General features: G+C 33.4%; 12 protein-coding genes and 2 tRNA genes. 9 read left to right on the top strand and 5 right to left on the bottom strand.

Going from position 1 to position 14,897, the window contains the following annotated elements; translation table 11 throughout:
* Window positions 1–31: 31 nt before the first annotated feature.
* Window positions 32–2,872, bottom strand: coding sequence for a DNA polymerase I (gene polA, locus GQ47_RS03965; protein ID WP_035645313.1), 2,841 nt, complete (start codon window positions 2,870–2,872; stop codon window positions 32–34).
* 312 nt (window positions 2,873–3,184) lie between these two features.
* Here polA and GQ47_RS03960 point away from each other — a divergent pair, with 312 nt between their 5' ends.
* From GQ47_RS03960 to GQ47_RS03930, 7 genes are all read left to right on the top strand, one after another.
* Entirely contained in the window at window positions 3,185–3,382 is a 198-nt protein-coding gene (locus tag GQ47_RS03960) for a hypothetical protein (RefSeq protein WP_035645312.1), read from the top strand.
* A 50-nt stretch (window positions 3,383–3,432) separates the two neighbouring features.
* Window positions 3,433–3,621: a hypothetical protein gene (locus GQ47_RS03955; RefSeq protein WP_035645311.1), complete on the top strand. Its 189-nt coding sequence runs from the start codon at window positions 3,433–3,435 to the stop codon at window positions 3,619–3,621.
* A gap of 191 nt (window positions 3,622–3,812) precedes the next feature.
* Window positions 3,813–4,487: a response regulator transcription factor gene (locus GQ47_RS03950; RefSeq protein WP_035645310.1), complete on the top strand. Its 675-nt coding sequence runs from the start codon at window positions 3,813–3,815 to the stop codon at window positions 4,485–4,487.
* Between the two features lie 11 nt (window positions 4,488–4,498).
* On the top strand, window positions 4,499–5,836 hold the full coding sequence (locus GQ47_RS03945) for a sensor histidine kinase (RefSeq protein ID WP_238567942.1): 1,338 nt from the start codon (window positions 4,499–4,501) through the stop codon (window positions 5,834–5,836).
* 108 nt (window positions 5,837–5,944) lie between these two features.
* Complete coding sequence (locus GQ47_RS03940) at window positions 5,945–6,130, top strand: hypothetical protein (protein WP_035645306.1); 186 nt, start codon at window positions 5,945–5,947, stop codon at window positions 6,128–6,130.
* Window positions 6,131–6,310: 180 nt separating this feature from the next.
* On the top strand, window positions 6,311–7,546 hold the full coding sequence (locus tag GQ47_RS03935; protein WP_035645303.1) for a metallophosphoesterase: 1,236 nt from the start codon (window positions 6,311–6,313) through the stop codon (window positions 7,544–7,546).
* Between the two features lie 73 nt (window positions 7,547–7,619).
* Window positions 7,620–7,922 (top strand): thioredoxin family protein, encoded by a 303-nt coding sequence (locus GQ47_RS03930; protein ID WP_026728605.1) that lies wholly within the window; start codon window positions 7,620–7,622, stop codon window positions 7,920–7,922.
* 23 nt (window positions 7,923–7,945) lie between these two features.
* Here GQ47_RS03930 and GQ47_RS03925 read toward each other — a convergent pair whose 3' ends face one another.
* Together GQ47_RS03925 and GQ47_RS03920 are read right to left on the bottom strand one after the other, a co-directional pair.
* A complete protein-coding gene (locus GQ47_RS03925) occupies window positions 7,946–8,584 on the bottom strand; it encodes a polysaccharide deacetylase family protein (protein WP_035645300.1) in 639 nt (212 codons plus the stop codon).
* Window positions 8,585–8,681: 97 nt separating this feature from the next.
* The gene (locus GQ47_RS03920) at window positions 8,682–11,963 is read right to left on the bottom strand and encodes a glycosyltransferase family 117 protein (RefSeq protein WP_035645297.1); all 3,282 of its coding nucleotides are present in this window, start codon (window positions 11,961–11,963) and stop codon (window positions 8,682–8,684) included.
* Window positions 11,964–12,208: 245 nt separating this feature from the next.
* On the opposite strand from GQ47_RS03920, the gene GQ47_RS03915 reads away from it, so the two are divergent.
* Both GQ47_RS03915 and GQ47_RS03910 read left to right on the top strand, forming a co-directional pair.
* Window positions 12,209–12,279, top strand: a tRNA-Gln gene (locus GQ47_RS03915).
* Window positions 12,280–12,388: 109 nt separating this feature from the next.
* A tRNA-Gln gene (locus GQ47_RS03910) sits at window positions 12,389–12,459 on the top strand.
* A 57-nt stretch (window positions 12,460–12,516) separates the two neighbouring features.
* Here GQ47_RS03910 and GQ47_RS03905 read toward each other — a convergent pair.
* Both GQ47_RS03905 and GQ47_RS03900 read right to left on the bottom strand, forming a co-directional pair.
* Window positions 12,517–13,323 carry a helix-turn-helix domain-containing protein gene (locus GQ47_RS03905; RefSeq protein WP_035645294.1) on the bottom strand — a complete coding sequence of 269 codons (807 nt, stop codon included), beginning with the start codon at window positions 13,321–13,323 and terminating at the stop codon, window positions 12,517–12,519.
* 62 nt (window positions 13,324–13,385) lie between these two features.
* A complete protein-coding gene (locus GQ47_RS03900) occupies window positions 13,386–14,807 on the bottom strand; it encodes an aldehyde dehydrogenase family protein (protein ID WP_035645292.1) in 1,422 nt (473 codons plus the stop codon).
* Between the last annotated feature and the right edge of the window lie 90 nt (window positions 14,808–14,897).

The raw sequence follows: 14,897 nt of genomic DNA, 5'->3' as shown, positions 1-14,897 counted from the left end.
TCAAAGTTAATTCGAAAGATCTAAAATTAGATTAATGCGCTTCTAACCAATCTTTACCCAAACCAAGTTCAACTTCCAACGGAACTGCCATTTTAAAAGCATTTTCCATTTCATGTTTGATCATTGGCTGGATTTTTTCGAGTTCATCATTATGAACATCGAACACAAGCTCATCATGTACTTGAAGTAACATTTTAGATTTCCAGTTTTCGTCTTGTAATTTTTTATGAATGTTGATCATCGCAATTTTAATCACATCGGCGGCGCTTCCCTGAATTGGTGCATTTACTGCATTTCGTTCGGCGGCACTTCTTACTACAGCATTTGCTGAATTAATATCTTTTAAATAACGACGTCTTCCTAGGATAGTTTGTACATATCCTTTTTCGCGGGCAAATTCTATTTGCTCGTTAATGTAAGATCTTAATCTCGGATAGGTTTTATAATATGCTTCAATCAAAGCGGCACTTTCGCTTCTCGATAATGAAGTCTGACTGCTTAATCCAAAAGCAGAAACACCATATATAATTCCGAAGTTTACTGTTTTGGCATTGCTTCTTTGTTCACGTGAAACTTCTTCTAAAGCAACATTAAATACTTTTGCAGCTGTTGCTTTATGGATATCTTCTCCATCCTGAAAAGCTTTAATCATATTTTCTTCACCGCTTAAAGCAGCAATAATTCGTAATTCAATTTGCGAGTAATCGGCAGAGATTAAAGTGTGATTTTCATCGCGAGCAACAAAAGCTTTACGGATCTGGCGTCCTCTTTCGGTACGAATTGGAATGTTCTGTAAGTTCGGATTATTGGAACTCAAACGTCCTGTTGCAGCAACTGTTTGCATATAATCGGTATGAACACGCAATGTTTTTTTGTCTACTTGTTCTGGTAAAGCTAAAATATAAGTGCTTTGCAATTTCACCATTTGGCGCCAGTCCAGAATTTGTTTTACAATCGGGTTGTCATTGGCTAAATAAGTCAAAACTTCTTCTCCGGTTGCATATTGTCCGGTTTTGGTTTTCTTTTGTTTGGCACCGCCAATTTTCATTTTGTCAAATAAAATATCTCCCAACTGTTTTGGAGAAGCTAAATTGAATTTCTCTCCGGCAGTTTCATAAATTTGTTGTTCCAAAGATTTGATTTCGACATCCATTTCAGATGACATTCCTTTTAAGAAATCAACATCCAAACGAATTCCTTCAGTTTCCATTGCGGCCAAAACGCTTACTAATGGAATTTCGATTTCATCAAATAACTTTTTGGTTTCGGTTTTGTCTAATTCGGTTGTGAAGATTTCTTTTAATTGTAAAGTGATATCAGCATCTTCGGCAGCATATTCTTTAATATCTTCTAAAGGAACATCGCGCATAGAAAGCTGATTTTTTCCTTTTTTTCCAATTAAGTCTTCAATTGATTTTGGAGAATATTTCAAATATGTTTCGGCTAAAATATCCATATTATGACGCATATCCGGATTGATCAAATAATGCGCAATCATGGTATCAAAAAGCTTTCCTTTTACGGTAACACCATAATTAGCAAGGATTTTTAGATCGTATTTTAAATTCTGTCCAATTTTTTCGATGTTTTCATTTTCGAAAAATGGAACAAATTTATCAACTAAAACTTGAGCTTCTTCCTGACTTTCCGGAAACGGAACGTAATATGCTTTTCCTTTTTCAAAAGCAAAAGACATTCCGACTAATTCTGCATGCAAAGCATCAATTCCAGTTGTTTCGGTATCAAAACAAACCGAAGTCTGGTTTTGTAAATTCTGCAAAAGTAATTTTACACCCAAATCTCCTTGAATAATCTGGTAGGAGTGAGGTGTATCTAATAATGTATTGTAAAAAGAAGTTCTTGGAGTTTCGGCATTTTCATCTGCGGAAGCGCTTCCAAAAAGATCAAATTGATCGTCATTTTTAGGTTGTGGTTTTTTGTACAATTTAGCATCAGAAACTTCTGGAGCTGCAGTTTGAGTTCCGTCTGTTTTGAACAAATTGTCAAACTGTTCTGCCATTCGTCTGAATTCTAATTCCTGAAAAATAGCATCCGTTTTTTCAATATCCGGACGTGTTAATTCGTAATCAGTTTCATCAAAAGTTACTGGACAGTCTAATAATATAGTTGCCAATGTTTTAGAAAGAAGCCCTTTTTCTTTATTGGCTTCAATATTTTCTTTCATTTTACCTTTTAGCTTGTCAGTATTTGCCAAAAGGTTTTCCATTGTGCCAAATTCTTTCAAAAGCTTTTTGGCTGTAACTTCTCCAACTCCGGGAAGTCCAGGAATATTATCGGCAGCATCGCCCATCATTCCAAGAAAATCAATTACTTGTTCTGGTCTGTCGATTTCAAATTTTGCCAAAACTTCAGGAACACCCCATATTTCGATTCCATTACCCATTCGGGCCGGTTTGTACATAAAGATATTTTCAGAAACTAACTGAGCAAAATCTTTATCAGGCGTTACCATAAAAACTTTGTAATTCTGTTTTTCTGCTTGTTTGGCAATAGTTCCAATCAAATCGTCGGCTTCAAAACCTTCAACTTCAATAATCGGAATGTGCATTGCTTTTAGCAATTCGCATATATAAGGTACTGCAATTTTTATGGCTTCGGGCGTTACGTCACGGTTGGCTTTGTATTCTGGAAATATTTCATTTCGTAGCTGACTTCCGCCTTTGTCAAAAGCAACGGCCAAGTGGTCTGGTTTTTCTCTTTTGATAACATCCAGAAGCGAGTTCATAAAACCCATAATTGCAGATGTATCCATTCCTTTTGAGTTGATTCTCGGGTTTTTTATAAAAGCATAATAACCACGGAAAATTAATGCATAAGCATCTAGAAGAAAAAGGCGTTTTTGAGTTGACATATAAAAAATATTAGTCTGTAAAAATAAACAATTGAGGTCTCAAAAATTAGACTCTCAAGATTTTTTTTCCACTATATAAGTTATGTAAGTTCATTTTTATAGAAACGCGCATTGTAGAGGCGCACAGCAGTGCGTCTATCTCATATGCGGAGACGCACTGCTGTGCGCCTCTACATATATGATAGAAAAACAGCAAAAGTTAATATCAAGTTAAAAATTTTTATTCAGGGATTTCTTCATTTTGGCTTCATTTTGCAGAGGTAATTTTGATCTGTAAAATAAAAGGTAATTAATTTTTAAATCTTAGAAATCATGAGAAATTTATTGATGTTATTAGTAGCAGTTTTAGGAACAAGCGCAATGGTTCATGCGTTTCCTGCAAAAGATGGTAAAACAGTTCCAGCCAAAGAAGTTACCGCAACAAAACACCCGAAACACAAATCTGATAAAAAAACGAAATCAGAAAAAGCTGAAGCTCCAAAAGCAGAGACAACAAAAGTAAAAAAATAAGAAAAAGAATTTAAGAGAATAAAAAACATTAATTTAAAAAATTAGAAATCATGAAAAATTTATTGATGGCCGCAGTATTGATTTTAGGAACAAGTGCAATGGTAAATGCTCAAACTGCACCAACTCAGGCTGCACCGGCAAAAGAGGTAAAAGCAACTAAACACCATAATCACAAATCTGGTAAAAAAGAAAAATCAGAAAAAAGTGAAGCTCCAAAAGCAGAAGCTGCAAAAAAGTAAAATAAAGATTGTTTGAGTTTTGTTTTTTATCATGGTAAACAAAAACAAAACAGGAATAATGATTATGGAGAATGCGGTTGGAAAGGCTGATGAAGAAATTTATCAGCTTTTTTTATTCGTTAATTTTTTAATAATGCGTAACAGGATTTTTTAAAATTGCTTAAATTTAATTGCGCTTAATAGCTGTTTTTATGAATATTTTAATTGTTGAAGATAACAGAGAGCTTGCAGTAGAAGTTTATGATTTTCTGTGCAATGTGGGTTATGTCTGTAAAATTGCCCATAGTTGTAATGATGCTTTGGAAGAAGTTAGCAGTAATGATTATGATGCCATGCTGCTTGATCTTGGCTTGCCGGACGGAGACGGTTTTGAGGTTTTGAAAGCCGTACGAAAAACACAATCAAAAATGGCTGTAATTGTTCTCACGGCCCGCGGAGAATTAGATGACAGAATAAATGGTCTTCATTTAGGTGCCGATGATTATTTGACAAAACCTTTTGCATTGACAGAACTGAGTGCCAGATTGTTTGCTGTGATTCGCAGAATTCACGGTTTTACATTAAATAATTTAAGCATTCACGGTTTTTTGCTTCAATTGCAGGATTATAAAGTCAGTTATAATGAGATACCACTTAGTCTGACTAAAAAAGAATTTGATATTTTTCAGTATTTGGTTTTGAATAAAAACAGAGTTATCACTCGACTTCAGTTAACGGAACATATTTGGGGCGATATTCTTGAAGTTAATTCCGATTCCAATTTTATAGATGTTCATGTTCGAAATCTTCGAAAAAAATTAGACAAACATCGATCTATAGATTGGTTTGAAACCGTTCGAAATGTAGGTTATCGTATAAACGAATAAAAAATAAATTTGTGAAGATAAAACATCAGTTAGCTATTTTTAATGCACTAACGCGATTGTTGGTGATTTTGATTTTATGGCTAATGCTGCCCATTTTAGTTGAAAATGTTGTTTACCGACACATTAATAATGGTTTGGTTGAAAAAAAGAAAAAATTTATTGATCATTTGAATAAAAAAGAAATTGACGATTTTATTGAAAATGCCGATGATTCAACCGAAACTTATTCTCAATTTTCTACGCTTCACAGTGAATTCTTAGTATTATCTAAAATCCGAGTAAAAGAAAAAGACAAAAAAGCGATTTTTACGAATGAATACAGAATTATTGAAGGAGAAGAAAATGAATATCGAATTCTGCAATATCATTTTACCTACGAAAATCAAGGTTATCAACTGGAAATAGGGAGCAGTTTGAGTGAAGTAAATGACCTTACTTTTATTATCCGATTTTTTATAATTATTGTTTTAGTTGTTATTTTGTTGGTTACTTTTTTGGCAGATACCGTTTATATTGAATATCTGCTGAAACCTTTTTATAAAATAATCGATACAAAAATAAGGCGGGTTAACGAACCGGAAGCTTTTGATCATACTCCGATAAAAGCAAATTCCAGAGATTTTAGAGAATTAGATTTGGTTTTGAATCAAATGATGGATCGAATCTCAGAACTTTTCAAAAAAGAAAAACAATTTATTTCGAATGTTTCACATGAATTGTTAACACCAATTGCGCTGCTGAAAAACAAATTTGAAAACTTGCTTCAGAATGATTCTCTTGATGACAATGCTGTTGATAAAATTGCAGGCTCACTGAAGACGCTCGACATGCTGAAAAAAATCATCAATAATTTGCTTTTAATTTCCCGAATTGAAAACAATCAGTATGAAGCAACCGAGAATATTAATTTCCATGAAATTATAGATGATCTGCAGGAAGATTTTCAGGATCGTATGGAGGATCGTGAAATTGATTTTGTAAATCAGATGGAGTTTGATTATGTTTTTATCGGAAATAAAACACTGATTCATATTTTGATTTATAATTTGGTAACCAATGCCATAAAGTATAATCGTCCAAAAGGAAATATTATAATTTCAGATGGATTTGAAAAAGAACGTTATTTTATTTCAATTGCCGATTCAGGATTGGGAATGAGTGAAGCTCATTTGGAAAAAATATTTAACCGATTTGCCAGAATCAATTCAGATCAGGAAGGCCAAGGCTTGGGACTTGCTATTGCTGAAAGTATAGCCTCTTTTCACCATATCGAAATCAAAGTTGTTTCAAAAATAAATGAAGGAACAACCTTTACATTAGTGCTTCCGGAAGCTGTAAAACACAATTAAAAGTTAATTTTTTCTAACAGGTTTAATCTTCATTTAATCTTCATTTTGTGATTCTATCTTTGAAGTATAATAATGAAGTAATTAACAAATCAGCAAAAAATTTTAATTATGAAAAAAGTAATAATGTTAGCAGTAGCTGTTCTAGGAACAGTGGCTATGGTAAACGCTCAAACAACTCCAGCTCAAACCGCTCCAGCAAAAGAAGCAAAAGCTCCTAAAAAAGAGAAAAAAGCCGATAAAAAAGCTAAAAAAGCAGAGGCAGCTAAGCCAGAAGCCGCAAAAACTCAAAAATAAAAAGCACAAGTTTGCTCAGCAAACGTTGTTTTGGTTTATAAAAGGTTTTAAAAAATTTGGTAGAGAAAAAGCTGGCAGAGAAATCTGCCAGCTTTTTGTTCTTTATTTTTGAGTTAAATTTTTGATAATAAAAAGCAATAAAATTTTCATTCTTTGTTACTTTGCTTAAAACTATAACTAATGATTTTTCGTTTTGTAATTCTTTGTGCCCTTTTTCTGCTTATTGAGTTTTATTCCTATCAAGCTTTCCGAACCCTTATCAAAGTAAGATGGGCTTTAATAAGTTATCAGATTATAAGTTTTCTGCTTTTAGCATTTATCATTTATTCATTTACTCAATTTGACCGTTCAGTAGGACAAACCAAGCAAACCATGTTTACAATGGGGCTTATGTTGTTGGTTTATGTTCCAAAAATCGTTCTTACACTAGTAATGTTTGGTGAAGACATTTTTAGAATTGGCGCCAGTCTTTTGAATTATTTCATGTATAATGCTCCGAGAAAAGAAATGATGCCGGATAGAAGAAAGTTTATCAGCCAGATTGCATTAGGATTGGCAGCAGTTCCTTTTTTATCTTTGATATATGGAATTTTTGAAGGAAAATATAACTTTAAAGTCATTAAGCAAACGATCTTTTTTCCAGATCTTCCAGATGCTTTTGATGGTTTCAAAATTACTCAGATTTCAGACGTTCACAGCGGAAGTTTTGACAATCCCGAAAAGATAAATTACGCCATTGATTTGATCAATGAACAAGAATCAGATATGATTTTATTTACCGGAGATATCGTAAATACACATGCAAAAGAGATGCATCCGTGGCTAGAAACTTTTAGCCGAATTAAAAATTATAAATACGGTAAATTTTCAGTTTTAGGAAATCACGATTATGGCGAATATGTGACTTGGCCATCAGAAAAAGAAAAAGATGAAAACTTCAAGGAAATCAAGAGTCTTTATGGCCAAATAGGATTCAAATTGTTATTGAATGAACATACATACATTCAAAAAGGCGATGATAAAATTGCTTTAGTTGGAGTAGAGAACTGGGGCGTTAATTTCAAGAAAGCCGGCGATTTAAATAAAGCTTCTCAAAATGTAGCGAAAGAGGATTTTAAAGTCTTAATGAGTCACGATCCAAGCCATTGGGATGCCGAAATTAAAGATCATCCTAAAAACTTCCATTTGACATTGGCAGGACATACACATGGAATGCAGTTTGGAATCGAAATTCCAGGTTATTTTAAATGGAGTTTGGCACAATACATTTACAAACAGTGGGCGGGCTTGTACGAAACAGCCGGAAGATACGTTTATGTTAACCGCGGATTTGGTTTTCATGCCTATCCAGGGCGAGTTGGTATTATGCCAGAAATAACAGTGATAGAACTAAAAAAGAGCAAGAATGTGGCTTAATTCGTTAAAAATGCTACATTTGTAGAATATTTGCCTCTTTGTAGTAAATTAAAAAATTTAAATTTTTGGTTTTATGTCAAAATTTGGAGAACTAATAAATGCTCAAGTCCCTGTGTTAATTGACTTTTACACAGATTGGAATGAATCGTCAGTATCAATGCATCCTGTAATTAAAGATGTTGCGGCTGCACTTGGTGATAAAGCCAAAGTAATCAAAATTGATGTAGATAAGAATCAAGAACTAGCTGAGGCTCTTCGTATTAAAGGACTTCCAACACTTATGATTTATAAAGAAGGTCAAATGATTTGGAGACAATCAGGAGAACTTGATGCAAATACAATTATAGGAATTGTTCAAGAGCAATTTAATCAATAATAAAACTTTTTATTGATGTTTTTTTAATGAATAACATCAAAAGCATATCCATTTTCTTTTAAAAAATGTAAAGTTTTAGGTAAAGCAAATTTTAAATTTTGTGATGCTTTAATACTGTCATGAAAAACAATGACGCTTCCCGAAGTTACATTTTTAGTCACATTCTCAAGACATTTTTCTGGCGTGATTGATTGATCAAAATCGGCACTCAAAACATCCCACATTACTATTTTATAACCAAGATTTCGCAGAATTTTAGACTGCGCTTTTTTTATTTTTCCGTATGGAGGACGAAATAATAAGCTGTTCAGTTTTTTTTCATCTGCCAAAATCGAAGCACAGTTTTTTACATTTTCAATATAATCACTAGTTTGGCTTTTCCATCCATTAATGTGATTCATAGTATGGTTTCCGATAGCGTGTCCTTCGGCAATTAGCCTTTCGAATAAAGTTGCGTTTGCATTTATATTTTTTCCAATACAGAAGAAAGTGGCTTTTGCATCAAATTTTTTCAATTCAGATAAAACCCAGTCTGTGATTTCTGGCGTAGGGCCGTCATCAAAAGTGAGGTATATTTTCTTTTCCTTGTTTGGAATATCCCAACAATATTTAGAAAATACCCTTTTGATAAAAGAATTCGTTTTTACCCAATAAAAGCTCATTTTGAAATAGATTTACTTGTACTGTAAAATTAAAAAATGCAGTGCTATTTATCTAACAGCACTGCATTTTTTTAATCAGTATATTTTTCGTATCTTATTATTCTTTTTCACGTCCAAAACGTTCGAAGACATTTACATACGTATTGAAAGTCTTTTTGTGTTTTTCATAAAAAGCTTCATCGTGATTGTGCTTCATTACTTGTAAAAGACTTCTGTAACGCTCGATATCAGTAATAATATCCATTGCAAGATCTGTCTGATCGTTTGGAGGCAATGTTGCGTAATAGTTTAGGTTTTCATTGTATTTTTTTACAAGCTTATTAAGCAAATCTTGTGCTTTTGCAGTTTCTCCTACTTTGTAATATCCATTTGTAAAAGGTTCTACTAATGAATAATAACCAAATTTATCCAATGGCAGTTTTGTCATTGCTAAATTGATAACATTTTTAGCTTTGTCAATTTTGCCTTCAGCAATAAGCTGATCCATTAAACGAGATAGGTTAGTGCGGTAAGTAATGCTATTTCTTCTGGTTTCGGGATCGTGATAGATTTTATCACTTTCACTATTGCCCCAATCCCATTTCATTACGATATCGTACATTTTATCGGCATCAATTTGTCCCATATCCATTGGGCCGCCATCTTTTGAAGGAACATTTTTAACAGGAACTAATTTGTAAACCATTCCGTCTAATTGCAAATAATCTTTTAACCATAAGTAATCTTCATCGTCAAATGCACCTCCGCTGAAATAAATTGGACGTTTCCAATTGTTATTGGCCAAGATATCAAGCATCATTAAACGGTTTTTGTACAATGCACTTCCTTTGATATCAATATCTAAATAAGGAACGATTGAGTCATTGTATTTAGGATTTACGACCTTATTTTTAATAATAATATTTTTGTCAACAGGAACTCTGATTTTATTTGTTGGATAAAAATGAATTGTTTGTCCATTTTGAAGACCAACAGTTGATTTTGGATTTTTAATAAAATTGATAAAATCAGTGATGTTCCATCTAGTGTCTATTTTTTGAATATGAGCAACATAATCCAATTTATCTCCCACATAATCATCATGCGTGAATGATATTGGCAATGGATCAGATTCATATGCTTTGGCTTTCATTTGATCAATATACCAATCGGTCATAAATAAGCTTGTATTTACGATTTTCACATCGGTTCTAAAATGCTCAATTTCCTGAGCATACCAAAGTGGGAATGTATCGTTATCACCAATGGTAAATAGAATTGCATCTTTATCGCAAGAACTTAAGTAAGCTTTTGCCATTGCAACTGCAGTGTATCTTCCAGATCTGTCGTGATCATCCCAGTTTTGAGAAGCCATTAAAATCGGAGCAGCTAATAAACTTCCAGCAATAATTACTGGTCCTGCAATTTTTGGTGCAATATATTTCTGAATACTTTCATATAAAGAGTAGACCCCAAATCCAATCCAAATGGCAAAAACATAAAACGATCCTACAAGCGCATAATCTCTCTCTCGAGGTTCGAATGGTCTTTCGTTCAAATAAATTTTTAAGGCAATTCCGGTAAATAAGAATAATGCTAAAAGAACATAAAAGCTTTTAAGATCTTTGTTTGCATGATACATTATTCCGATAAGACCTAAGATAAAAGGAAGGAAATAGTAAACATTTCGGCCTTTATTGTTTAAAACATCCGATGGCAGATTGTCTTGAGAACCTAAATGCACAGAATCAAGTGGTTTGATTCCGCTGATCCAGTTTCCATCTAAATTATCATACTTTCCTTGAACATCACTTTGACGTCCAACAAAATTCCACATCAAATATCTCCAGTACATATATCCAAATTGATATTCGAACATAAAACTGAAATTATCTACAGTTGTTGGTTTTTCAATAGTTAAGTATTTTCCATAGCTCTTTAAGAATTTTACATAACCTTCGTTGTCAATTTGTTTTTGAGCATATGCTTTTCTGAACTCAGAAACCGTTTTTTCAACTTCATTTCTTAATTGAGCTGTAGCTTTATTGTATTCATCTTCGCTTAATTGGCTTACATCAATCCCGTATTCTCCTAAATCTTCTTCGTAATTATAATTTGGGTTGATTTTGAATTTAGGCGGATTTGTAAAGTTGATATAGTTTTGAATGTGACCCATTTCGGTACTCCACATCCTTGGCAGAATCGTTTTTTGATTATCATCAGAGTTTTGATCTGCGTTTTTATAATTATTGGTAATGATATATTTACCAGTTTTATAATCTCTTTCGTAGTTTGGTTTTTTGTCTAAATAAGGTGTTTTCTCATCAAGCCCAGCAAAAAATTCTGTGTATTGCGGACCGTAAAATAAAGGATTCACACCATATTGTTCACGATTATAATAAGCTAAAACTTCAATAGCATCTGATGGCTTATTTTCGTTAATTACTGTATTTGCATTTGCACGGACAGGAAGCATCATCCAAGTAGAGAAGCCAATCAGGATGAATAAAATGCAAAGAATAATAGTGTTGTAAAAAATTAGACCTTTTTGTTTGGTGAATTTTAAACCAAAATAAAAAAAAGCGATAAAAAGCAATGCCACAAAAATGGTTCCTGAATTAAAAGGAAGCCCTAAACTGTTAACCATATATATTTCGGTTTTACCAAAAAATGCCATGGTCAAAGGCAGTAATAATTTAAAAATGAATAATAAGATTCCAATAACAACTACGTTAGCAATCAAGAAGTTTTTTATGGTAACTTTTTCGTAGTGTTTAAAATAGTATAGAAAACCTATTGAAGGAATTGTCAATAATGCCATGAAGTGAACACCAAATGAAAGTCCGACAACTAATGAAATCAATAAAAGCCATTTGTTTCCTTTTGGTTTGTCCATGTCTTGTTCCCAACGAAGACCAAGCCAGAAAAGCAATGCAATTAATAGGGAAGCCATTGCGTAAACTTCGGCTTCAACTGCATTAAACCAAAAACTATCAGAGAAAGTATAAGCTAATGCTCCAACAAAGGAACTTCCTAAAATAACAACTGAATTGTTTTGATCAATTTCGGCAAAACGTGCTACAATTTTTTTCAAAATCATAGAGGAAGACCAAAACATAAATAAGATTGTAAATGCGCTAGAAAAAACAGACATCATATTAACCATTACCGCAACATGTTGCGCATCTATGGCAAACATGGCAAAAAAAGCGCCCATCATCTGGAATAAAGGTGCTCCTGGCGGGTGGCCAACTTCAAGTTTAGCTGCTGTGGCAATATATTCGCCACAATCCCAAAAGCTCATTGTAGGTTCGACAGTTAATGTGTAGGTAATTAAAGCGATTGCAAATGCAAACCAACCAATAATTGTATTCCATTTATTGAAATTGAATTGTGCCATATTTAGGTGTTAAAATTTTGTATGTTTTCTATCCTACAAAGAAAATGTTTTTTTATGTAAAGAAACGAGCATTAACAAAAAATTCTATAAATCTATGTTTGAAAAGTAATATATTGTTTATGAGGCGCTTCTGGCGTTGATGCGTTTTTTTAAATGGAAAAAAAGCAAAAAAGTGATTTTTTTTGAGCAAAAAGTTTGCAGAAACTAAATAAAGCCTTAAATTTGCACTCGCTTAACCGCACTGCTGGTCTATGGTGTAATGGTAACACTACGGTTTTTGGTGCCGTCTTTCTAGGTTCGAGTCCTAGTAGACCAACAGAAAAGCCTCTCAGAAATGAGAGGCTTTTTTTATTTAAAAAAGATTTCTTAAAAAATTTGCATAAATTAAATAAAGTTTTAATTTTGCACCCGCTTAACAGCACTGCTGGTCTATGGTGTAATGGTAACACTACGGTTTTTGGTGCCGTCTTTCTAGGTTCGAGTCCTAGTAGACCAACATAAAGCCTCTCAGAAATGAGAGGCTTTTTTATGCAATAAACTGAAATAAAGGTTTTTACTTTTCTTTTAAAGATGAAGGTACTATTCCGAATTTCTTTTTAAATGAAAATGAAAAATGGGATAAATCCTCAAAACCAACGCCAATATAGACTTCTGATGGCGGATTTCCCTGGCTGATTAAGTAATAAGCTTCCTGAAGTCTCTTGTTTAAGAGCCATTTTCCAGGCGTTTGCTGAAACGTTTTTTGAAAATCTCTTTTAAATGTTGCTAAACTTCGTCCTGTTAGATAAGCGAAACGATGTAAGTGAACATTAAAATGAAAATTTTTGTTCATAAAGGCTTCAATGTCAATTTTTCCGGGTTCGTTAAAGTCGAATAAAATATCTTTTAATTCGGGATTTACTTTTAATAAAAGATGAACGGCTTCTTTTATTTTTAAATTAAATAAAGCTTCGTTATTTTCTTGTTCAATTTCGAGATAGGAAATTAATGATTCCATAAAAGATTTATAAAGCGGATTTGGGGCAAGAGTAATCATGGCTTCTGTATCTGCTTTTTTTGTTGCTTTAAAATCATATTCTTTACTCACTTCGCGAAGTATTTCCTGATCTAAAAAAAGTGATATTGTTTTGAATTCTCCTTCTTCTGGTGGAATCTTAGTGAATTTTGCTAAATGATTTCTTTTGCTGAATCGAAAATCACCAGCTTTTGTATGATAAGTGTTTTTGCTGTCTGAAGCGATCATTTCGCCTGAAATTTGATAGCTAAAAACATGTTCCGGAATAAAATGTTCTCCTTCTCGGCTGCGTGCGTAATAGCAGGAGTAGAGTATTTTGGGTTTTGGATTTGCTTTTGTAGTCATAATGTAAAAATACTAAAAGATCCGGAAAATCTTTTTATGAAAAGAGTCCGGATCTCAAATGATTATTTTGGTTGAATCAATGCTTTTGGTTCTAAATAGGCTTCGAGTCCAATTGTTCCGAATTCTCTGCCTATGCCAGATTGTTTGAATCCGCCAAAAGGAGCCATTGGGTCGTGGCCAATTCCATTTATTTGAACTCTTCCGGCATTAATTTGTGAAGCAATTTTATGTGCTCTTTCATTATTGGCTGAGCTTACATATGCTTGAAGTCCATAAGTGGTGTCATTTGCGATTTCAATAGCTTCTTCATCTGTTTTATAAGTGATGACAGTTAAAACGGGACCAAATATTTCTTCGCGGGCAATACGCATTTGATTGTTTGCATTGATGAAAACAGTTGGTTTTACAAAGTTTCCATTTTCTAGACCTTCTGGTTTACCTAATCCACCAGCTAGAATTTCGGCACCTTCATTGATTCCAATTTGAATATAATCCTGAACGCGCTGAAATTGTTTTGTGCTGACCATTGGCCCTACGGCTGTCGTGTTGTTTTTTGGATCGCCAACTTCGATGTTTGCTAAAATTTCTTTAATGATTGATTTTGCTTCGTCTAATCTGTTTTCTGGGATTAATAATCTTGTTCCGGCAATACAAGCTTGTCCGTTGTTCATAAAAGCGGCGCTTATGGCAAGTGGAATTGCTTTTGAAAAATCGGCGTCATCTAAAATAATATTTGGCGATTTTCCTCCAAGTTCCAAAGTAACGCGTTTCATTGTGTCGACAGCTTCTTTTGCTATAATTTTCCCAACAGTTGTTGAACCGGTAAAAGAGATTTTTGCAATATCAGGATTGCGGCTTATTTCGGCACCTACAACTTCTCCCAGCCCGTTAACAATGTTGACTAATCCTTTTGGAAGATTTGCGTCATGTAGGCATTCCATTATTAATTGTGTTTGTTGTGCGCTCATTTCGCTTGGTTTTATAACGGTTGTGCATCCGGCAACTATGGCGGTAGATAATTTACTACTGATAAAACCATTGCTTGAATTCCATGGAATAATGATGCCAACTACGCCAATTGAGGTCATTTGAACTTCAGATTCGCCCATGGTTTTAATAAAATCATAAGAGTTTAACAAATTGATTGCTGAGTCAAAACCTTTAAGCATGTACTCGTAGCTTACTGATGCAAATTGAAATGTGCCTCCGTATTCTTCAATCATTATACTGATGAAGTCTGTTTTTCTTTTTTCAACAGCGGTTTTTATGTTTTTTAAATATTGAATTCTTTCTGAAGTTGTGGTTTTGGAGAAAGTTTTAAAAGCATTTTTAGCGGCTTCTATTGCATTTTGCGTGTCCTCTGTGTTTCCTAAGCGAACTTTTCCTAGTTGTTCATTTGTTGTTGGGCTGATTAGATTGAAATATTCAGTTCCTTTTGGAGAAACAAATTCCCCATTAATGTAAATTTTGTCTATTGTTTTCATGTTGTAAGATTTAATGAATTTTTATTTGACAAATTTCAGGATTAATGAGGTATAGGACTTTGTTGTAAAGCTCAAATAGACTTTGTTGAA

Source organism: Flavobacterium sp. ASV13, assembly GCF_000745775.1.
In the GTDB taxonomy this organism is placed as follows: Bacteria; Bacteroidota; Bacteroidia; order Flavobacteriales; family Flavobacteriaceae; genus Flavobacterium.
The sequence above is the reverse complement of the archived record's forward strand: the minus strand, read 5'-3'. Positions and strand labels throughout refer to the sequence as shown.